Source organism: Halorubrum sp. SP3, from assembly GCF_005435195.1.
GTDB classification, from domain to species: domain Archaea; phylum Halobacteriota; class Halobacteria; order Halobacteriales; family Haloferacaceae; genus Halorubrum; species Halorubrum sodomense.
Genome location: NZ_SGTU01000014.1, coordinates 62,078 through 82,494 on the forward strand (window position 1 = coordinate 62,078; position 20,417 = coordinate 82,494).

The 20,417-nt window shown below is 70.2% G+C and carries 22 protein-coding genes and 1 pseudogene; 8 read left to right on the forward strand and 15 right to left on the reverse strand.

What is annotated here, in order from left to right; translation table 11 throughout:
• Window positions 1-35 precede the first annotated feature (35 nt).
• The 4 genes from EXE42_RS11545 to tpiA all read right to left on the reverse strand — a co-directional run bounded on the left by EXE42_RS11545 (window position 36) and on the right by tpiA (window position 4,453).
• Entirely contained in the window at window positions 36-356 is a 321-nt protein-coding gene (locus EXE42_RS11545; RefSeq protein WP_137706560.1) for a cupin domain-containing protein, read from the reverse strand.
• An 84-nt stretch (window positions 357-440) separates the two neighbouring features.
• The gene (dnaJ, locus tag EXE42_RS11550; RefSeq protein ID WP_092921132.1) at window positions 441-1,613 is read right to left on the reverse strand and encodes a molecular chaperone DnaJ; all 1,173 of its coding nucleotides are present in this window, start codon (window positions 1,611-1,613) and stop codon (window positions 441-443) included.
• Between the two features lie 82 nt (window positions 1,614-1,695).
• On the reverse strand, window positions 1,696-3,615 hold the full coding sequence (gene dnaK / locus EXE42_RS11555) for a molecular chaperone DnaK (RefSeq protein WP_137694051.1): 1,920 nt from the start codon (window positions 3,613-3,615) through the stop codon (window positions 1,696-1,698).
• Between the two features lie 193 nt (window positions 3,616-3,808).
• A complete protein-coding gene (gene tpiA, locus EXE42_RS11560; RefSeq protein WP_092921130.1) occupies window positions 3,809-4,453 on the reverse strand; it encodes a triose-phosphate isomerase in 645 nt (214 codons plus the stop codon).
• Window positions 4,454-4,615: 162 nt separating this feature from the next.
• Between tpiA and EXE42_RS11565 the strand changes: the two genes are divergently transcribed.
• Complete coding sequence (locus EXE42_RS11565) at window positions 4,616-5,443, forward strand: DICT sensory domain-containing protein (protein WP_092921129.1); 828 nt, start codon at window positions 4,616-4,618, stop codon at window positions 5,441-5,443.
• Window positions 5,444-5,480: 37 nt separating this feature from the next.
• Here EXE42_RS11565 and EXE42_RS11570 read toward each other — a convergent pair whose 3' ends face one another.
• Window positions 5,481-6,017, reverse strand: a complete 537-nt coding sequence (locus EXE42_RS11570) for a multiprotein bridging factor aMBF1 (protein ID WP_092921128.1) — start codon at window positions 6,015-6,017, stop codon at window positions 5,481-5,483.
• Between the two features lie 163 nt (window positions 6,018-6,180).
• Here EXE42_RS11570 and aroA point away from each other — a divergent pair, with 163 nt between their 5' ends.
• Both aroA and EXE42_RS11580 read left to right on the forward strand, forming a co-directional pair.
• Window positions 6,181-7,566 carry a 3-phosphoshikimate 1-carboxyvinyltransferase gene (gene aroA, locus EXE42_RS11575; RefSeq protein WP_092921127.1) on the forward strand — a complete coding sequence of 462 codons (1,386 nt, stop codon included), beginning with the start codon at window positions 6,181-6,183 and terminating at the stop codon, window positions 7,564-7,566.
• 535 nt (window positions 7,567-8,101) lie between these two features.
• Window positions 8,102-9,298 carry a TRC40/GET3/ArsA family transport-energizing ATPase gene (locus tag EXE42_RS11580; protein WP_092921126.1) on the forward strand — a complete coding sequence of 399 codons (1,197 nt, stop codon included), beginning with the start codon at window positions 8,102-8,104 and terminating at the stop codon, window positions 9,296-9,298.
• Window positions 9,299-9,326: 28 nt separating this feature from the next.
• On the opposite strand, the gene EXE42_RS11585 is transcribed toward EXE42_RS11580, so the two are convergent.
• Window positions 9,327-9,962, reverse strand: coding sequence for a hypothetical protein (locus EXE42_RS11585; RefSeq protein WP_137706561.1), 636 nt, complete (start codon window positions 9,960-9,962; stop codon window positions 9,327-9,329).
• Window positions 9,959-10,648: a hypothetical protein gene (locus tag EXE42_RS11590; protein WP_092921124.1), complete on the reverse strand. Its 690-nt coding sequence runs from the start codon at window positions 10,646-10,648 to the stop codon at window positions 9,959-9,961. Before EXE42_RS11590 ends, EXE42_RS11585 begins: the two co-directional genes overlap by 4 nt.
• Window positions 10,649-10,779: 131 nt before the next feature.
• On the opposite strand from EXE42_RS11590, the gene EXE42_RS11595 reads away from it, so the two are divergent.
• The 5 genes from EXE42_RS11595 (at window position 10,780) to EXE42_RS11620 (ending at window position 15,895) form a co-directional block, all read left to right on the forward strand.
• Window positions 10,780-11,583, forward strand: a complete 804-nt coding sequence (locus EXE42_RS11595) for a DUF2103 domain-containing protein (protein WP_092921123.1) — start codon at window positions 10,780-10,782, stop codon at window positions 11,581-11,583.
• A gap of 260 nt (window positions 11,584-11,843) precedes the next feature.
• Window positions 11,844-12,542 carry a LysE family translocator gene (locus EXE42_RS11605; protein ID WP_092921122.1) on the forward strand — a complete coding sequence of 233 codons (699 nt, stop codon included), beginning with the start codon at window positions 11,844-11,846 and terminating at the stop codon, window positions 12,540-12,542.
• Between the two features lie 102 nt (window positions 12,543-12,644).
• On the forward strand, window positions 12,645-13,697 hold the full coding sequence (locus EXE42_RS11610; protein WP_137694055.1) for an NAD(P)-dependent glycerol-1-phosphate dehydrogenase: 1,053 nt from the start codon (window positions 12,645-12,647) through the stop codon (window positions 13,695-13,697).
• Window positions 13,698-13,804: 107 nt separating this feature from the next.
• A complete protein-coding gene (locus EXE42_RS11615) occupies window positions 13,805-14,464 on the forward strand; it encodes a DUF420 domain-containing protein (protein WP_137706563.1) in 660 nt (219 codons plus the stop codon).
• 108 nt (window positions 14,465-14,572) lie between these two features.
• A complete protein-coding gene (locus EXE42_RS11620) occupies window positions 14,573-15,895 on the forward strand; it encodes a M28 family peptidase (protein ID WP_137706564.1) in 1,323 nt (440 codons plus the stop codon).
• Between the two features lie 75 nt (window positions 15,896-15,970).
• Here the strand turns inward: EXE42_RS11620 and EXE42_RS11625 are convergent, their stop codons facing one another.
• The 8 genes and pseudogenes from EXE42_RS11625 to EXE42_RS11660 form a co-directional block, all read right to left on the reverse strand.
• Window positions 15,971-16,414 (reverse strand): hypothetical protein, encoded by a 444-nt coding sequence (locus EXE42_RS11625; protein ID WP_092921118.1) that lies wholly within the window; start codon window positions 16,412-16,414, stop codon window positions 15,971-15,973.
• Between the two features lie 60 nt (window positions 16,415-16,474).
• The gene (locus EXE42_RS11630) at window positions 16,475-17,221 is read right to left on the reverse strand and encodes an NAD(+)/NADH kinase (RefSeq protein ID WP_137706565.1); all 747 of its coding nucleotides are present in this window, start codon (window positions 17,219-17,221) and stop codon (window positions 16,475-16,477) included.
• Between the two features lie 115 nt (window positions 17,222-17,336).
• Complete coding sequence (locus EXE42_RS11635) at window positions 17,337-17,618, reverse strand: hypothetical protein (protein ID WP_092921116.1); 282 nt, start codon at window positions 17,616-17,618, stop codon at window positions 17,337-17,339.
• Between the two features lie 4 nt (window positions 17,619-17,622).
• Window positions 17,623-18,054: a hypothetical protein gene (locus EXE42_RS11640; RefSeq protein WP_092921115.1), complete on the reverse strand. Its 432-nt coding sequence runs from the start codon at window positions 18,052-18,054 to the stop codon at window positions 17,623-17,625.
• A gap of 71 nt (window positions 18,055-18,125) precedes the next feature.
• Window positions 18,126-18,914: a cytochrome B gene (locus EXE42_RS11645; protein ID WP_092921114.1), complete on the reverse strand. Its 789-nt coding sequence runs from the start codon at window positions 18,912-18,914 to the stop codon at window positions 18,126-18,128.
• A gap of 4 nt (window positions 18,915-18,918) precedes the next feature.
• Entirely contained in the window at window positions 18,919-19,728 is an 810-nt protein-coding gene (locus EXE42_RS11650; RefSeq protein WP_092921113.1) for a cytochrome bc complex cytochrome b subunit, read from the reverse strand.
• A gap of 7 nt (window positions 19,729-19,735) precedes the next feature.
• A complete protein-coding gene (locus EXE42_RS11655; RefSeq protein WP_092921112.1) occupies window positions 19,736-20,125 on the reverse strand; it encodes a hypothetical protein in 390 nt (129 codons plus the stop codon).
• Window positions 20,122-20,417, reverse strand: a pseudogene (locus EXE42_RS11660) (halocyanin); the annotation flags it as partial. The gene EXE42_RS11655 and the pseudogene EXE42_RS11660, both read right to left, overlap by 4 nt.

Here is a 20,417-nt window from a genome sequence, read left to right on the forward strand (position 1 = left end):
AGGGTGCGCCGGCGATGACGATCATCGAGCCGGCGTCAGGGTGCGCCGGCGATGATCATCTTCGAACCGTCGGCCGAGAAGACGAGGTCGCGCGCGGATCCGGGGTCGACGCGGACCGCGTCACCGGGAGCGAGCTCGACGGCGTCGCCGTCGACGGTGAGCGTCGCCTCGCCGTGGAGCAGCACGTACACCTCCTCATGGTCGGCGTCGGCGTGGTCGTGTTCCATTCCCTCCCACCCGTCGTCGGCCTCGACGACGGTCACGCCGAGGCGCTCGCAGTCGAGCGCGTCACGGAGGAAGTACATGCCGGGCGCGCGCGGTTCGACGTCGTCGTAGGCCGTCGTGTCGTAGCCCATGGTCTAGCGGACGGGCCGAGAGACGGAAAAGCTACGGGCCGCGGAAGGCGAGGCGAGACGGAGACCGAGATCGGTCGAGGCCGCTCAGAAAGAGCTCTTCAGCTTCTCGAAGAAGCCGCCGCCGACATCGATGTCCTCGCCGCCGGCCTCTGCGAACGCCTCCAGCGCCTCGCGCTGCTCCTCGTTGAGCGACTCGGGGACGACCACGCCGACCTGAACGTAGAGGTCGCCGCGCCCGCGTCGACGGAGTCGTGGCATTCCCTTCCCCTGTAGCCGGAACGTTTCGCCGCTCTGCGTGCCCGCCGGCACGTCCATCTCGACGCTGCCGTCGACCGTCTCCACCTCGACGGTGTCACCGAAGACGGCCTGCGGGAAGGAGATCGCCTCGTTGACGCGGAGGTCGTCGCCGTCGCGCTCGAACCGGTCGCCGACGTCGACGTCGACCTCGATGAGCAGGTCGCCCTTCGGACCGCCGTTCTCGCCGGGAGCGCCCTCGCGCTCCATCCGGAGGCTCTGTCCGGAGCGGATACCGGCCGGGATGTCGACCGAGAGCGTCGCCTCCTCGCGGACGACACCGTCCCCGCCGCAGTCGGGGCAGTCCTCGCTGTACAGTTCGCCCTCGCCTCCGCAGCGGGGACACGTCGACGTCTGCTGAACGCGCCCGAGCGGCGTCTGTTGAACCTGCTGGACCTGTCCGCGGCCGTTACACTGCGAACAGGTCTCCACGTCGGCGTCGGGGGGATGACCGGCGCCGTCGCAGGTGGCACAGGTCGTCGGTCGCGTGAGCGTGACTTCCTTGGTCGCGCCCGCGAACGCCTCCTCGAGGTCGATGGTCAGCCCCGTCTTGAGGTCGCGCCCCTGTCGCGGGCGGTTGCCGCCGCCACCGCCGCCGCGGCCGCGACCGCCGCCCCCGCCGAAGAACTGGTTGAAGATGTCCTCGAACCCGCCGGCGCCCCCGGCGCCACCCGCGCCGCCGAAGGGACCGCCGGCGCCGCCCGGACCGCCGCCCCCGCCCGTCGCGCCGCGCTTGTCGGCCTCGGTGAACCGATCGTGGCCCATCTGGTCGTACTGCTTCCGCTTCTGCTCGTCGGTGAGCACCTCCTTGGCCTTCTGGATCTTCTTGAACCGCTCCTCGGCGTTCTCGTCGTCGCTGACGTCCGGGTGGTGTTCGGCGGCCTGCTTGCGGTACGCCTTCTTTATTTCCTCCTCGCTGGCGTCCCGTGACACGCCGAGGACGTCGTAGAAATCTTCGCTCATGCGTTGCGTTCGTTGAATGGTGTTGATCGGTCGGTCGGTTTAAGCGACGGGGTCGAAACGTCGAGAACCGGGTCTGAGAGGGTTACTCCTCGTCGTCGTCCACGTCTTCGAAGTCGGCGTCGACGTACTCCTCGTCGTCGTCGGCACCGCCGGGGCCCGCCGCACCGCCGGGACCGGCGCCGCCCATACCGCCCATACCGCCGGGACCGGCGCCGCCGGCACCACCGGGACCGGCCTGTGCGGCCTGCCCCTCGTACATCTGCTTGCCGATCTCCTGGAGTTCCTCGGTGAGCGCCTCGGTGGCGGACTCGATCTCGTCGGTGTCGGCGTCCTCGTCTTCGAGCACGTCCTCGACCTCCTCGATGGCCGCCTCGATGTCGGCGACGAGCTCGTCGTCGTCGAGCTCCTCCTCGTTCTCCTCTAAGAGGGTCTCGGCGCGCTGGATCGTCGTCTCGGCCTCGTTTCGGGCCTCGATCCGCTCGCGACGGGCCTCGTCCTCCTCGGCGTGCTTCTCGGCCTCCTCTTGCATCTCCTCGATCTCCTCGTCGGAGAGGCCGACGCCGCCCTCGATGGTGATCGACTCGGCGTTGCCCGAGCCCTGGTCTTCGGCCTCGACGTTGACGATACCGTTCTCGTCGATGTTGAACGAGACCTCGATCTGCGGGGTTCCGGCCGGCGCCGGCGGGATGCCGGAGAGCTGGAACGCGCCGAGCAGCTCGTTCTCGTCGGCGATCTCGCGTTCCCCCTGGAAGACGCGGACGTTGACGGAGGTCTGGTTGTCCGCGGCCGTGGTGAACACCTTCGACTCCTCGGTCGGAATGGTGGTGTTCTTCTCGATGAGCCGCTCGAAGAGGCCGCCCTTCACCTCGATACCGAGCGAGAGCGGGGTCACGTCCAGCAGAACGATGTCGTCGACGTCGCCGGAGAGCACGCCGCCCTGAACCGCCGCGCCGAGCGCGACCGCCTCGTCGGGGTTGACGTTCTTCTTCGGCTCCTGGCCGACGAGCTCCTCGACCTGCTCCTGGACCTGCGGCATCCGGGTGGAGCCGCCGACGAGGATGACCTCGTCGATGTCCGACTTCGAGTAGCCGGCGTCTTCGAGCGCCTGCTCGGTCGGCTCGACGGTACGCTCGATGAGGTCCGAGGTGAGGTTCTCGAACGTCGCGCGGGTGACGGACTGTTCGAGGTGGACCGGACCGCTGTCGGTCGCGGTGATGAACGGGAGGTTGACCGTGGTCTCCTTCTTGTTCGACAGCTCGATCTTCGCCTCCTCGGCGGCGTCCTTCAGCCGCTGGAGCGCCTGCCGGTCGTCGCGGAGGTCGATCCCGTGGTCGTTTTCGAACTCGTCGGCGAGGTGGTCGATGAGCGCCTCGTCCCAGTCGTCGCCGCCGAGGTCGTTGTCCCCGTTCGTGGCGACGACCTCGTAGACGCCGCCGCCGAGATCGAGGACAGACACGTCGAACGTACCGCCCCCGAGGTCGTAGACGAGGACGGTCTGGTCGGACTCGTCGTCGAGGCCGTACGCCATGGAGGCGGCGGTCGGCTCGTTGACGATGCGCTCGACGTCGAAGCCGGCGATCTCGCCGGCGTCCTTCGTCGCCTGCCGCTGCTTGTCGTTGAAGTAGGCGGGAACGGTGATGACCGCCTTCTCGACGTCGTCGCCGAGGTACTCCTCGGCGTCGCGTTTGATCTTCTGGAGGATCATCGCCGAGACCTGCTCGGGCGTGTACTCCTCGTCGCCGATCTCGACGGAGTAGCCGTCCTCGCCCATGTGCCGCTTGATCGACTGGATCGTGCGGTCGGGGTTCTGGACGGCCTGGTTCTTCGCCGGCTTGCCGACGAGGCGCTCGTCGTCGTCGGCGAACGCGACGACCGAGGGCGTCGTCCGGTCGCCCTCGGCGTTGGCGATGATCTCGGGCTCGTCGCCCTCCATCACCGCGAACGCGGAGTTGGTGGTACCGAGGTCGATACCGAGAATTTTGTTGCTCGCCATCTTGCTCATAGGTAGCGGCTTGTTTCGGTTAAAGGTTACTAGACGGCGCGATCCCACCGGGAGATAAAAGTCGCTGCCGTCGTGCGGTTTCTCGATCGTGTGAGTCGCTCACATCGGTGTCTTTATACAGATCCGCAAACGCAGCGGCGTTTCGCGGCCGGTCGAGACGCAAGCGGTCGCCGGACCGATCCGTGCCGGCGACTCAGATCCCGCTAACGAGGTCCTCGAGCACGGCCTCGGGATCGTCGGCCTTCGCGACGCCGGAGGCCAGCAGCACGCCGGCGGCGCCGAGGTCGCCGGCGGTCGCGACGTCCTCGCCGGTCGAGACGCCGGCGCCGCAGAACACGTCGACCGCGGGGTCGACGGCCTCGGCGGCCGCGACGGCGTCCTCGACGATCCCGGGGTCGGCGGTGGCGACGGAGACGTCGCCGCCGATGAGTTCCGGGGGCTCGACGGCGACCGCGTCGGGACCGAGCGCGGCGGCGGCCCCGACCTGAGCCGGGTTGTTCGCGCAGACGATCGTCTCGAGGTCGGCTCGCTCGGCGGCCCCGACCGAGCCGTCGATGTCCGCGAGCTTCAGCCGTTTCTCGGAGTGGTTGATCAGCGTCCCCTCGGCGCCGTTATCGGCGGCGGCCTCGGCGAGGGTCGACCCCGTGTGCGAGCCGTGGGCGTTCGGCGAGACGTGCTGCGCCCACGTCTCGACGCCGGTGTCCGCGACGCGGGCGAGGTCGGCGGCCTGCGGCGAGACCGCGATCCGCGCGCCGGACGCCTCGGCCACGTCGCGGGCGGCGGTCGCGACGTCGATCGGATCGCACGGGTACGCCTTGAGGTTCACCAGGATGAACATACGCGCATTCGGGCGGCGCGGCGCAAATAGCTTCGTGGTTCGCGGCGCTCCCGGGCGAGTCGTCGTCCCAACGACCCACCCGCGAGCCTCGGTTCCGAGGAGCGCTCCCGGCCTCCGGAGCAGAAACGACCTTATACCCCGACGCTGTGGGTCCGACAAGAGATGTCCCTCATCGAGCTCATCGCGGGCGTGGAAGCTCACGAGGCCACGCTGACCGTGTTCAACGCCGACCCGGCGGTGACGGACGAGCTCCGACGGCACTTCGCCGACCGGAACGTCCGGATCGTCGCCGACCAGACCGCGTCGGGGCCGGAGGAGTTCGCCGTGCTGGCGCGGGACGGGGAGTTCGTCACGGCCGCGACCGTCGACGACCTCCTGTCGCGGCCGAGCGGGGACGAGACGGAGGGTTCCAGCGCCGGAGACGGCGAGCCCCGAGCGCGGGGCGGCGCCGGCGACCGCGTCGGACGGCCGGTGTTGGACCACCTCGACGAGACGATGTTCACCTCCTACTCCCGGGAGGACATGGTCGCCGCGTCCCGGGAGATAGAGGACCGCGCGTGGCGGGTCGGGAACGGGGAGCTCCACGCGGGGTTCCAGACGCTCGACGTGCTCAGCGGCGAGTCGGAGACGTACGACCTGCTGGGCGAGAAGGCGGACTTGGACGTACACGCGTACGCGGCCGCCGAGGGCGAGGCGCCCGAGACGGACCACTACACCGTTCACACGGGTCGGACCGCCGAGCTGCGCGAGACCTGGTTCGTCGCCTACGACGGGGGCGGTTACGACGAGGCGAAGTGCGCGCTGCTCGCCGAGGAGCGGGCGCCGGGCGAGTTCTACGGCTTCTGGAGCTACGACCCGGAGACCGTCGACTACATCATCGACTACCTCACGGAGCGGTACGGGGTTCGGGCCGCCGAGGACGCTGACGGGACCGGAGTTCCGGGAGAGGGCGCGACGAGGGGCGACGCGGGCGGCGAGGAGAGCGAGTAGCGCGGCCCGGCGGTGACCGGGCCGGTCGGTCCGCGCGTCAGTCCTTCCGCTTGACCACGTCGCCGAGCGTCATCGTGCCGGCGTCGTCGGTCTCCCAGTCGGCGTCGTCGGCCGACTGCCCCTCGACCAGGGAGATGTCGAGCGCGCGTTCGAGCTTGCGCTGGACCTCGTCGGTCGGGAGCGTGTCACCGCGTTCGAGCTTGCGGATGAGGCTCGCCTTCTCGTTGAGCTGGTCGGCCAGCTCCTCCTGGCTCAGCCCGCGCGACTCGCGCGCCTCCCGGATCCGCTCGTCGTAGTCGGTGGCGATCTCGTCCATGTCGTCGAACATGTCGCGGGGACGGGTCGAGCCGCCGGAGCTTCCGGAACTGCTCGACGAGCCGGACGAGCCGGACGACGAGGACGACGTCCCGGTGCTGGAGCTAGTGGAGTACTTGCCGCCGCCGGAGCCCGTCGACTCGTCGCGGACCTCGGTGCCGAAGTCCGTACACGAGCTACAGAGCTCCAGTTCGGCGCCTTCGACCTTCGTCGTCGTCAACGAGGCCTCGTCGGCGCCGCACATCTCACACTGGGGCATACGCGTCGCTAACGCTCCCGGTGATATAAAGGGTGTGCCGCGGCGCCGCGGGGACCCGGTTCCGTTCGGCCGTCGCGTCGACCGCGCTCGGAGTTCGGTGCCGCACCGAGCGCAATCGTGCCGCGGCCGGTACCCACTTGTCGCCGCGGCCGGCAGAGTGGGTATGGACGTCCACGTCACGCGCTCACACCTCCGGGGGACCGCCCGCGCGCCGCCGTCGAAGAGCTACACGCACCGCGCGCTGCTCGCGGCCGGCTACAGCGGCGGCGCGACCGTCGAGTCGCCGCTCGTCTCCGCCGACACGCGGGCGACCGCTCGCGCCGTGGCCGCGTTCGGCGGGTCGGCCGCGCCTGCCGGGAGCGAGCGCGGCGGCGACCGACCCGCCGAGATCCCGGACGACGCCGATGCGCTCGCGGTCGAGGGGTTCGGCGGGCGCCCCGGAGTCCCCGACGACGTGATCGACTGCGCGAACTCCGGGACGACGATGCGGCTCGTCACCGCCGCGGCCGCGCTCGCTGACGGCACCAGCGTGCTCACCGGCGACGGGTCGCTGCGCTCGCGGCCGCAAGGCCCGCTCCTCGACGCGCTCGGCGAGCTCGGCGTCCGCGCGGAGTCGACCCGCGGCAACGGGCAGGCGCCGCTCGTCGTCTCGGGCCCACTTTCCGGCGGCGAGGTCGCGATCCCGGGCGACGTCTCCTCGCAGTACGTCACCGCGCTGCTGATGGCGGGCGCGGTCATCGACGAGGGAGTCGAGGTCGAGCTCACGACCGACCTCAAATCCGCGCCGTACGTCGACATCACGCTCGAACTCCTCGCCGACTTCGGCGTCGAGGCGACCCCGGTCGACGCGGCCGGCGACCCGCTCGACGGCGCCGCCGGCGCCGCCGGCTTCTCCGTCCCGGGCGGCCAGACCTACGCGCCGAGCGGCGGGACGTACGCGGTCCCCGGCGACTTCTCGTCCATCTCGTACCTGCTCGGCGCGGGCGCGGTCGCGGCCGAACCCGGCGAGACGGTCCGAATCGAGGGCGCGCGGCCGAGCGCGCAGGGCGACGCCGCCATCGTCGAGGTCGTCGAGGAGATGGGCGCGCCCGTCGACTGGGACCGCGAGGCCGGCGAGATAGCGGTCGAGCGCGCCGATCTCTCCGGCGTGACCGTCGACGTGGGTGACACGCCGGACCTGCTTCCGACGATCGCCGCGCTGGGCGCCGTGGCGGACGGCGACACCCGGATCGAGAACTGCGAGCACGTCCGGTACAAGGAGACCGACCGCGTCTCCGCGATGGCCGAGGAGCTCGGGACGCTCGGCGCGGAGACCACGGAGGAATCAGACGTGCTCACGGTCCACGGCTCCGAGAGCGACCTCGCGGGCGCGACCGTCGACGGCCGAGGCGACCACCGGATCGTGATGGCGCTCGCGGTCGCTGCGCTGGCGGCCGAGGGAACGACGACGATCCGGGGCGCCGAGCACGTCGACGTCTCCTTCCCGGGCTTCTTCGACGCGATGGCCGACCTCGGGATGGACGTCGAGCGCGAGGGCGTGATCGAATAGTTCATTCACAAACGAACGGCGGTGCGGTGGCGCGCGCCTCCGAGGGGCCGCCCGTGGTGGCCGCGAGGAGCGCGTGCGAGGGAGTCGCGAGCGCCCGCAGGGCGTGAGCGACGAGGCTGGGGAGGCGTGAGGCGCGGTCCCGCGAGCGACCAGAGGGAGCGAGCGGGAGTAAGGAAGTCGCAGCCTGCGCAGCGACCGAAGGGAGCGAGCAGGACCGTCTTCCGGTGGTGCGGTCGCGGTCGGGTGGGATTCAAAGGGGCAGCCGCGAGGCCGCCGTAGGCGACGTAAGCACCGCAGGGAGCGAACGAAGTGAGCGACCGAGGAGCGCAACGAGCGTACGGCGGCCTCGCGGCTGGGGCTTTGGCGGTGTTCACCGCCGGCCTCTCGTCGGTCGCGTATTACCGAGCGGCTGGGGCTTCGTGAGTGCTCGTCGTCGAGTCAGCGACCTTACTGATCGCCCGTCTTTCGAAACGGATCGCAACGCTATCTTATCGGGACCGACGGGTACAGGTGTCCGCCGGAACGACACGCTGGTATGGACGACATCGACGTCGAGCCGGTCGACCGGGTCGACGAGCCCGAAGACGAGGGGGCCGACGAGGCCGACACCGCCGTCGAGCCCGCGGAGACGGACGAGGCGCTGACCGTCGACGACGACCTCGCCGACCTCCCGGCGGGCGTCGACGCGCCCGACTACGTGCTGTACGGCGGGAAGGGGGGCGTGGGAAAGACGACGATGGCGGCCGCGACGGGGCTCGCCTCGGCCGCGGGCGGCGTCCGGACGCTCGTCGTCTCCACCGACCCCGCGCACTCGCTGTCCGACACCTACGAGACGGAGATCCCCGCGGAGCCGGCGCGCGTCCGCGAGGACCTTCCCCTCTACGCCGCCGAGATCGACCCCGACGCCGCGATGGAGGAGGGGATGTTCGGCGCCGACGCCGACCCGCTCGGGGGACTCGGGGAGATGGGCGACGCGATGGGCGGGATGGGCGGCGACGGGCCGATGGGCGGCGCCGACGCCGGGGCGGCGGGCGAGGACGGAGAGGGGCTCGGCGGCCTCCTCGGCGGGACGATGCCCGGCGCCGACGAGGCGGCGGCGATGCGCCAGCTGCTGGAGTACCTCGACGACCCGCGGTTCGACCGCGTCGTCGTCGACACCGCGCCGACCGGCCACACCCTCCGGCTGCTCCAGCTGCCCGAGATAATGGACTCGATGCTCGGCCGCGTGATGAAGCTCCGCCAGCGCTTCTCGGGGATGATGGACGGGATCAAGGGGATGTTCGGCGGGGGCGACGACGAGCCCGACCCCTCCGCCGACCTCGAGGAGCTCCGCGAGCGCATCGAGCGCCTGCGGGCCGTCCTCCGCGACCCCGCGAAGACCGACTTCCGCGTCGTGATGATCCCCGAGGAAATGAGCGTCGTCGAGTCCGAGCGGCTCGTCGCCCGACTCGACGAGTTCGGTATTCCGGTGAACACGCTCGTCGTCAATCGGGTGATGGAGGGCGTCGACGACGTGACCGGCGGGGGCGCGAACGGGATCGACCCCGACTGGGTCGTGGAGCCGAACCCCGACACCTGCGAGTTCTGCGCGCGCCGCTGGGAGGTCCAACAGAACGCGCTCCGCGAGGCGACGGACCTGTTCCGCGCCCGCGAGGTGAAGCGCGTGCCGCTGCTCGCGAACGAGGTGCGGGGCGAGGCCGCGCTGCGGGTCGTCGCTGCCTGCCTGAACTGAGCTTCGAGCCGCGGCCGCGCCGTCGGTTCTACTCGGGCACGCTCCCGAGCAGTCGGTCCCGGACTATCTCCGCGACGCCCGAGAGGTGCGCCTGTCCGAACAGCCCCACCAGGACCGCGCCGACGGTGTTGTACATGAGATCCAGGATCGTGTCGTCGAGCCCGTGTTGCGCCAGCGGCATGTCGATCCCCGTTTCGGTCGCGACGATGTCGAGGCCGAACTCGAACAGCTCCCAGAGCACGCCGAACGCGAGGACCATGACGACGATGAAGACGAACGCGAACCGCGACGGGATCCGGATCCCGTTGCTGTGGAGGTCGACCGCCCGCAGCGTCGTGTACCCGACCGCGGCGACCAGCGAGGCCGACAGCGCGTGTGTCATGTGGTCCCACCACTCGACCCGGGCGTAGAACCCGGCCGACCCGACCGTGTGAAGGAACACCGCCATCGTGATCCACAGCGCGAGCCACGGGTCCAGCGGGAGGTCGTACCGACGTTCGAGCGCCGCCGGAATCAGCGTGACGAGGAAGGCCATGACGCCGTTGCTTATCGCCTTCTGTTCGCCGGCGAGGAAGCCGTACGCGACGATGACGACGAGGAGGACCTGCATCGCGCCGGTGAGCCGCCGCTGCGATTCGAGCGAGGGACGGGGGAGCAGCGTCATCGGCGCACCACCCGCCGAATGACGCGCCGGAGGCGCCGCCCCCGCCGCCGGAAGTAGCCGTCGAAGAGGAGTCCGGCGGCGAGCCCCGCCAGCGTCACGTACAGCCACTCGATCATCAGCGCGTCGTTCGTCGTCAGGTAGGCGGTCCCGGCGCTCTGGTCGAGGTTCCAGCGTAACACCGTCCACACCGCCGCCGTCGCCAGGGTCGCCATCACGACGAAGGCGACCGCGAACCAGTGGGTCACCCGCAGCGACGTGAACATGTGGAGGTCGACGGTGACCACGAGCGCCAGCGCCGCGATGGCGACGTACGTCGCGAACGTGCCGAGTTCGCCGCCGAAGACCGCGCGTACGAGGACCGGCAGCAGCGCGAGACCGACCAGTTCCGCCGGCAGCATCGCCCGCCAGTCACGGGCCGCGGCCGTGGGCGCGAGCACGACCGCACCGAGTCCGACGACGATGGCCGCCGACGGGAGGTCGTAATCGAGCGCGCTCTCGACGAGGACCCCCGCCAGGACCGCGATCATCGCCCACGCGGCGAGCGCGTTGAGCCGCCCGTCGCGGACCAACCGCTCCAGCCGGTCCTCGACGGTCTCCGGCTCGCCGGCGTCCGCCTCGGCCGCCCGCGAGTCGCCGGAGTCCCCCTCGGCGCCGTCCCCGCCGTCGCGCCGTCGATCTCCGTCCATGTCCGGTACGGAGACCGGCGAAGGTTATAACCTGTTGCTACGGGACGGGGTCGCGACCGCGGAACGCGGCTCGACGAGCCGGTGGCACGCCGAACGGACGCCCTTTTACCCCGTACGACCGTTCGACCGGTATGAACTGCCGGCGGTGTGGCACCCCGATCGAGAGGCCGGGGGACTACTGTCTGACCTGTAACACCGCCAACGCCGACGCGGTCGTCGCGGAGTTCGAGACCGACCGCGCGCACCTGACGATGCTCGACGAGGACGCCGTCGTGGGCGAGACGACGATCACCACGCGTCCGGAGGACGACGAGCGCCTGACCGAGGTTCAACTCCGGAACTTCGCCGGCCGCGTCGCCGACGAGGTCCGACGGAAGCGACCCGAGACCGTCTACGCGGCGGGGGAGCGCGAACCGCTCCGCGAGACCCGCGCACAGCTCCACCACGAGTTCTACCGCGTCCCCGACGGCGGCGCGAGCGAGAGCGGCCGGGACGGCGCGGCGACGGCGAACGACGCGCGCGACGGCGACGATCCGGAGGACGTGAGCCCGGTCGTCCGGTGGGTCCTCGGCCGACGCGGCGATCGGTCGCTGGCGGTGGTCGAGACGCCGCCGCGCGAGAAGATCGGCGGCTCACACTCCACGCTCATCGGCGATCGCAAGGGGCGGAAGGCCGTCCAGACAGTCGCGGAGCATCCGCACGTCAAGAAGATCGTCCCCGGTCCAATCGACGCCGGCGGCACGGGCTCGCGGACGGGGCTCCGCGCGAAGGCGACGCGCGCGGGGACGAACGGCAACGTCCGACTCCTCTTGCGCGACGGCTCCAGCGTTCAGGAGAACCGGATCGTCACCACGGCGATGGATCGGGAGACCGGCGAGCGCGTCCGCGAGGACCTCAACGAGGCGCTCCGCGACGCCGAACTCCAAGACGTGTAGCCGCGGGATCGGCGCTCGCGCGCCGCGCCGTTCCGCTCGCTCGTCGCGCCGTTCCGCTCGCGCGCCGCGCCGTTCCGCTCGCTCGTCGCGCCGTTCCGCTCGCTCGTCGCGCCGTTCCGCTCGTTCGTTGCGCCGTTCCGCTCCTCCGTGATCGGATCTGTTCCTCAGTGTATCGATCTCGGGCGCACGGGCCGGAACCGACCGCAACCGACCGCCGCTCTGTCGCGAGGTTTTTCACGAGACCCGGCGTGTCGAACGGTGTGAGCACCCTCGTTACGCTCGGTGCGGGCGTCCTATTCGGCCTGGCGCTCGCGGCGCCGCCCGGCCCGATGAACGCGGTGATCGCCGAGGAGTCGGTCCTCCGCGGTCGCTTCGCCGGCTTCCGGGCCGGGCTCGGCGCGGCGACCGCCGACGCGATCTTCTTCGTCCTCGCGTACGTCGGCGTCGTCGCGGTCGTGGAGTCGTTCCCGCTGTTACAGGGCGTCATGGTCGCGGTCGGCGGCGTCCTGATGCTGTACTTCGCCGTCGGCGCGGCGCAGGGGGCGCGGGCGTCCTTCCGGCCGACCTCGGGCGAGGAGCCGATCGCCGCGGAGGGGAAGGGGTTCCGCAAGGCGCTGGTGCTCGCCTTAACGAACCCCTACCAGGTGCTGTTCTGGCTGACGATCGGCGTCGGGCTCCTCCGGCCGGGGCAGCTCGACGTGCTCGCCCGGCTCCCCGTCGTCGGGAGCGACCTCGCCGGGGTCCTCGTGGTCGCCACCGGCTCGCCCGCGCTCATCGGCGGCTTCTTCCTCGGCGTGTTGACGTGGATCGTCGGCTTCCCGACCGGGCTCGTCGCCGCCGAGCGCCGGATCGAGGCGTTCGCGCCGATCGTCGCCGTCGGCTCCGCCGCCGTGCTCGCCGGCTTCGGCGTCTACTTCCTCTACGACGCCGCGACGACGCTGGCGGCGCTCGGGGCGTAGCGAGCGCGACCGACCGACTTCCCGCCCGCCACCGCCTCCGCGACCGAACGGTTCGCGATCCGCATGGACAACGGCTTTGACCCGTCGGTGCGACCGACCCGTATGTTCGAGAAGACGACGTGGATCAAGCTCCCGCGGAACGTGCTCGTGGGACACGGCGTCCTCGACGACCTCGGGGAGGCGGTCGGCGACCTCTACCTCACGGGGCGGCCGCTGATCGTGACGAGCCCGACGCCCAACGAGATCGCGGGTGACCGCGTCCGGGCGCAGTTCGACGACCCCGCGACCGCCGTCGTCGAGGAGGCCTCCTTCAACGCCGTCGAGGAACTGAAGGCGACCGCCGAGGCGGTCGACCCCGGCTACCTGATCGCCCTGGGCGGCGGGAAACCCATCGACATCGCGAAGATGGCCGCGGACCACCTCGACGTGGGCTTCGTCTCCGCCCCGACGGTCGCCTCCCACGACGGCATCGTCTCCGGGCGCTCCTCGATCCCAGAGGGCGACACGCGCCACTCGGTCGCGGCCGACCCGCCGCTCGCCGTCGTCGCGGACACGACGCTGCTCGCGGAGGCGCCGTGGCGGCTCACCACCGCGGGCTGTGCCGACATCATCTCCAACTACACCGCGGTGAAGGACTGGCGGCTGGCGCGCCGACTGCGCAACGTCGAGTACAGCGAGTACGCGGGCGCGCTCTCGGAGATGACCGCGGAGCTGCTCGTCGAGAACGCCGACATGATCCGGCCCGGCTTGGAGGAGTCGTCGTGGGTGGTCGTGAAGGCGCTCGTCTCCTCGGGCGTCGCGATGTCGATCGCCGGCTCCTCGCGGCCCGCGTCCGGCGCGGAACACCTCATCTCCCACCAGCTCGACCGGATCGCCCCCGGCAAGGCGCTCCACGGCCACCAGGTCGGCGTCGCGTCGATCATGACCGAGTACCTACACAGCGGCGAGAACGGGCGCTGGAACGCCATCCGCGACGCGCTCGCGGAACTCGACGCGCCGACGACCGCGAGCGAACTGGGGATCGACGACGCGGAGCTGATCGCCGCCCTGACGAGCGCCCACGAGATCCGCGACCGCTACACCATCCTCCAGGGCGGGATCAACGAGGAGGCCGCGGTCGAGGTCGCGACCGCGACGGGCGTCATCGAGCGGTAGTCGCGACGCCGCTGTCGCGACGACGCTTTCGGGACGGGCGGGGGCGAAACGTCCCGCCCGACGGGAGCACCCGAAGCCGACTTATCGCTCCGTTCCCTCCGTCCGATATGTCCACCGCCAGCGTTCGCGAGCGGGCCAAAGCGCGGGCCACAGAGATAACCGTTCTCCTCACGCTCGTGGGTTACGGCGCCGTCGGCGGCGTGTTCCTCGTGCCGGAGTTCCAGGCGCTGTTCCCCACGCTCACGCAGGAGACCGTGAACCTCCTCGCGCACGCCATCGCCGCCGTCAACACGGTCACCGTGATCACCCTCTCGCTCGGGTGGTACTGGATCCGCAACGACGAGGTGAAGAAACACGCCGCGGCGATGACGACCTCGTTCGGCCTCATCCTCCTGTTCCTCGGGATGTACCTCCCGAAGGTCGCCGGCGGCGGCACCAAGGAGTTCGTGTTGGACTCGGCGTACGCCTGGGTCCCGCTGTGGGACCCGGTGTACCCCGCCTACCTGATCATGCTGGCGATTCACATCGTCCTCTCCGTGGTCTCCGTCCCCGTCGTCCTCTACGCGATCGTCCTCGGCCTCACGCACACGGAGCGTGAGCTTCGGAACGAGACGCCCCACCGTCGCGTCGGGCGGATCGCCGCGAGCGCGTGGATCCTCTCGCTCGTACTCGGCGTCGTGACGTACCTCCTGTTGAACCACCTGTACGACTCGACGTTCGCGGCCGCCGAGGCCGCGACGGTCCTCCTGCCGGCCGTGCCGGTCTGAGCGCCCCAGCCGGGCCCTCCCGCTCGCTTCCGGCCGCCCCCGCCGTCGGGTCCCGGCCGCCACCGCCGCCACCGAAACGCTTGAGCGCGGGCCGCGACACGCCTACGCATGACCGACTGGATCGGCGAGACGTTCACGAGCGACGCGGGCTGGAACCACCTCCTCGACCTCGTCGACGTCGGCGACCGGATGGCCGGCTCGGCGGGCGAGCGCGAGGCGCTGGAACTGACCCGAGACGCGTTCGCCGACGCGGGCGCGCGCGACGCGGCGGTCGAGGCGTTCGAGATCCAGGGCTGGGAGCGCGGCGACAGCGCGGTGCGGGGCGCCGCGACCGACGAGCCGGTCGCGGTCGGCCCGAACGCCTGTATCGCGCTGCCGCGGAGCCCGAGCGGCGAGGCGACCGGCGAGTTCGTCGACCTCGCGCACGGCGTCCCCGAGGAGTTCGAGGCGGACCTCGAGGGGACGGTCGTGATGGTCTCGTCGGACACGCCCGACTCGGTCGACCGGTTCATCCACCGCCGGGAGAAGTACTACCGCGCGGTCGACGCGGGCGCCGCCGCCTTCGTCTTCGCCAACCACGTCGAGGGGACGCTCCCGCCGACCGGAAGCGTCGGGACCGCGGACGCGCCCATCGGGGACATCCCGGCGGTCGGCGTCTCGAAGGAGACCGGCGCTCGGCTCGCGCGACGGCACGAGGGCGACAGGCTGACCGTCGCGGTCGACTGCGAGACGCCGACAGCGACGAGCGGGAACGCCGTCGCGGAGCTCGGCCCCGACACCGACGAGCGCCTGATCGTCTCCTCGCACGTCGACGCCCACGACCTCGCGGAGGGCGCGATGGACAACGGGGCGGGTACCGCGACGATCGTTGAGGTCGCGCGGGCGCTCGCGGCGCGCGAGGACGAACTCGACGTGAAGGTGCGGTTCGCCGCGTTCGGCGCCGAGGAGGTCGGTCTCGTCGGGTCGTCGGTGGCCGCCGAGGCGGCCGACCGGGAGGCGGTCCGCGCCGTCGTCAACGTCGACAGCAACGTGTTCGGTCGGACGCTGCGGCTCGATCACCACGAGTTCGACGCGCTGGCGGCGGCCGCCGAGCGCGTGAGCGACCGCTTCGACCACCCGATTTCGACGGGCGGAGAGCTGGTCCCCCACAGCGACCACTGGCCGTTCGTGAAGCGGGGAATTCCGGGGTACATGGTCTCCGGCGAGACCGAGGGGCGCGGCCGCGGCTGGGGACACACGCACGCCGACACGCTCGACAAGCTCGAGTCGCGGAACCTCCGGGAACAGGCGATCCTCCTGACGGAGCTCGTCGTCGACCTCGCGGACGCGGACGCGTCGATCCCGCGCCGCGATCGCGACGCTATCGCCGCGGCGCTCGGAGCCGAGGGGAAAGCGACGGGGATGAAGCTCACCGGCGACTGGCCGTACTGAGCGAAGCGGGCGACGGACGAGAAAACCGGGGGTAACGTGTCGCGCCGGGCCGAAAGAGGTCGGGTCCGGAGTCCGTCAGGCGACGACGAACTGGTTCCAGAACCCTTCGATGACGAAGAACAGCGCGTAGTACGACGACCACACCAACACGATGAGCGACGCGGCGATCGAGCTCTTCGGCGCCTCGATATCCATGTCGTTGCGGGCTTCGACGTTGCGCGCCTCCAACTCGAAGAAGTCCGCAATGAACATCGTGAGCACGAGCACCGACAGGATCGTCCCGCTCACCGGCGAGTCGAGGATGAACAGGAAGCTCAGCAGGACGAGCCCGACGTTCGTGAAGACGTGCGGCGTGTACGCGTCGACGCTGTCGGCCTCTCGCCCCTGTTCGACGTGCCGCCTGTGCGCGAGGTGCCGCGTCGCGAGGTTCGCGACGGTCATCACGAAGATCGCGTACGGCAGCACCGGCCCGACGACCGACAGCCAGCCGAGGGGAACGAGGAACTGCAGTGGGTCCATATCCACCATTTCCGTTCAGGACGTATTAGAGCCTTTCCGATCGACGCGCCCGTCGAAGCGTCACTCCACCGTCGGGGAGAGGAGGTCCACGGTCGTCGCGGTCTCGATCCGGACCGAACGGTGGGGTTCGACCGCTCCCCGTCGGGTCCCGTCGACGACCAACGCGACGGCTTCCGCCTCGCGCTCGACCGCGACGCGGACGCCGCCGCTCGCGACCCACGTGTCCGGCCGCGTCGTGAACGGCGAGATCGGAACGACGGCGAGGCCGCCTCCCGGCGACACCACCGGACCGCCGGCCGCCGCGGCGTACCCGTCGCTGCCGAGCGGCGTCGCGACCACGGCGCCGTCCGCGCGCACCGAGACCGTCTCGCCGTCCGAAAGGGCGATCCCGTACTCCGATATCCGAGCCGGCTCCGCCGTCACGAACGCGACGTCCGCGGCCGCGAACCGACGCCGACCGTCCCCGGTGCCCTCGACCGCTAAAACCGGATGCGCGACCCGCGAGAACTCGTCGAACCGCGCCTCGGCCCCGCCGAGACCACCGACGACGCCGCCGATCCGGTCGGCCGCGAGGCCGGGAGCGACCGCGTGACGGCTGGTCCCGACCGGGAGGACCGGAACCCGGCGCGCGTCCCCCTTCGCGACCGCGCGCATCGCGTCGCGAAGCGCGTCGCCGCCGACCGCGACGACCGCGTCGGCCTCAGTGAGATCGGTGAGACGGGCGCTCGCGGCGGTCGCCGCCGACCGGATCGACGCCGCCGGGGCGCCGTCACCGAGAACTGCGAGACCCCGCGTCGACTCACTCATGCGCGAGGGTGGGGCGAGCGGCGGTGAAAAGCTCCCGGTTCGTCGGCGGGCGTCGGGCGCGACTCCCGAACGGCGTCGAAGCGGACTGGAAAAAGCGAGACGAGCGAGGGTGCGTTCAGTTCGCGGCCGCGTCGTCGTCGTCGTTGATGGCGTCGCGGAGCTGCCGGCTGGCGGGAATGAGGACCCAGAACGTCAGCGCGCCGAGCACCATTAGCCAGAAGAACACGTCGCCCGCGAACACGCCGACCTCGCCGTACGCCGTGTTCACGCCCTCCGCCGGGTTCACGAGCTGTACCACGTCGTAGTACGACGGCGTCCGGTACCAGCCCCCGAAGGTGATCCACCCGAGGCCCCCGATCGCGAACAGGGCGAAGCCCTTGATGAACTCGTCTGCCATTACCTCACGTTTCGCTGGGGTCGTCTTGAGACTTTCCCATCCCCTGTCCGCGGAACCGAGTCCCGAGCACGTACACGGCGGTTCCGAGGAGGATGAACCCCACGCCCGTGATCGCCAGTATCGCCACGAGCACGTCTTCCGGCGGCAGGATACCGGCGTTGTCGAGCAGGTAGACGATGATCGTCCGGACGAAGCTTATCTGAAGCGTCGCGGCGTCGACGAGCGTGAACCCGATCAGGAAGGTGACCACCGCGGCGAGCGTCGAGAAAACTGTCACCGCCTTGTACAGCCGGAACGGGACGACGACCTCGCGGCCGCCCGGGCCCGCCCGCGGACCCGTCGGCTCGCTTCGCGGGTCGGCGTCGTCGTCGCCCGCGATCGGGTCGCCGGTCTCGTCGAACGACTGCGTGGAATCGCCGTCTGATGAGGATGTCATGGGTGATGCGGAGCGGGTCGGAAGGGGAGAGAGATTTCGACCGCGACGCGGTCCGGGACGCGAGGCGGGCGTTACTTCGGCGGCCGCAGCATGTAGTACCGACGGTTGAGGTCGTACATGTACCCCTCTCGCATCGTCTTCAACACCGCGTAGGTGATGAGGCCGGCGGCCACCGGGAGCATGAACGTGAGCGAGAGCAGCAGCTCGAGCTGGAACGGGAAGAAGTTCTGGATGGCGAGCACCGCCAGCGTGATCGCCAGCACGACGCCGGTCACCCCGAGCGCCGCCCAGCCCGGCTCCTCGACGGGACGCCGCGCGTTCCCCTTGTTGAGGAACGGCACGAGCGTGATGACGCCGAAGATGACTCCGTGGGCGATGAGACCGTACAGCTCGTTCGACACGATGATGTTACCGCCCAACACCGCGAGTCCGGGGTTGATCGGGCTGAGCTTCAGCAGGCCGAACGACCAGTAGAGGTACCAGTCGGGCAGGATGATCGCCGGCGTGGAACCGGGGTTGGCCGGATCCCCGAAGTGGGACGGCAAGATCGCCGCCACGAGCAGCATGATCCCCAGGAAGAAGGACGTGATCGCGAGGTTCCGGATCGTCTCGTGGGGCCACGTCGGGAAGCCGAGCACGTCGCGCTCGACGTACGTCGACTCCGCGCGGAGGTCCTCGTCCTCGCGCCGGGAACGCTCGAAGTACTGGTAGGTGAGCTGCGCGAGCCCCTGGCTGCGCTCCTTCCGCTCGGACCAGGTCGGGGTTTCGTCGTCCGGCGGGACCGTCGCCGGCGGTCCGCCGTCGGTACGCGCCTCCTCGTCGGTGCCTCCGTCGGTCATGGGGGTGGTGTCGTCGGTCATTGGATTAGTGCGGCTCCGCGATGCCCTGCACCCAGACGATACCGACGTGGATCGCGATGAGCGCGGTGACCACGAACGGCAACACGAACACGTGCAGGATGTACATTCTCACGAGCGTCGCCTGCCCGAGGGTGAACCCGCCGAACAGCAGCTGCGCCGCCCACTCCCCTACGATGGGGGTCGCGAGCGCCAGTTCGACGCCGATCTGCGCCGCCCAGAAGGACAGCTGCTTCCACGGGAGAACGTACCCGGAGAAGCCGAACAGAAGCGTCAGGGCGATGAGCACGACGCCGAGGATCCAGTTGACCTCGCGCGGTTCCTTGTACGCGCCGGTGAAGTAGACCCGCAGCATGTGGAGGAACACCGCCGCGACCATGAACTGCGCCGCCCAGCGGTGGATCGAGCGGAGCATGAAGCCGAACTGGACGTCTTTCATGATCATCACCAGCGAGTCGTACGCCGCGGTGGGGTCGCCCTGTGCCGCCGCGCCCGCGGTCGACGGCGCGTAGTAGAACCCGAGCAACGCCCCCGATACCGCCGCGAGTAAGTACGCGATGATAGAGAGGGACCCGAGCGAGTACAGCGGGTACCAGTACCAGAACTTGTTGTCGAGGTCGTACTGCTCGGTGTGGCTCTTCGGCATCTGGAGGTTCGCGCGGTAGTACATCGTCTCCAGGAGTTCGAGGTAGTCGACGATGCGGAGCCGCTTGTCGAGCCAGATGAGCGTGGTCAGGAACGCCGTCTCGATAGCGGTGAGGTCCTGACTCTTGAGCCACGCGTTGTGGTCCATGTCGTCTTGTTTTTTCAGACTCATTGTCGAATCACTTCTTGTAGTACGGGTACACAGCCCGTTTCAGCGTGTCCGTGAGACCGTCGGTGTCGAAGGTCTTTCCGTCTTTGTCCTCCTCGCGGACGTACAGGTCCTCCCACTTGCGGCGGCGTTTCTTCACGATCATCACGTCCGGGAGGAACTCCTTCCGGTACAGCAGCAGGATGAACGCGAGGTCGATGAAGATGAGCGCGAGCAGCGCGCCGACGTACATGTTCCCGGCCTCCGTCGACGCCCAGGCGGACATCAGTCCGTAGGTGAACAGCGCGACGAAGACGACCTCGATGACCGTGAGCAACACGATCGCGATCGCGGCCGCGGTGCTCTCGCGGGCCGGCTCGTACCGGTGGATATCGCCGTACGAGGAGCCGCCGGAACTCATCTGGCACCTCCGTGGCCGGTGTGGGCCGACTCGCCGTACTTGAGCATGTAGAACGTGAACACGAACGTCAGCCCGATACCGAGGATCGCGGAGATGCCGACCCAGTGGGCGTGAAGCGGAACGCCGACGTAGGCGATGCTCTCCGGCCACCCGGTGTTGCCGCCGCCGCCGACCTCGACGGTGGCGACATCGCCGCCGACGGCGAGGCCGCCGTGCATGCCGACCGCGGTGTGGGGTACGCAGTGGTAGTGGGTGATACCGGCGTCCTCGCTCGAGGTCTCGTACTCGTAGG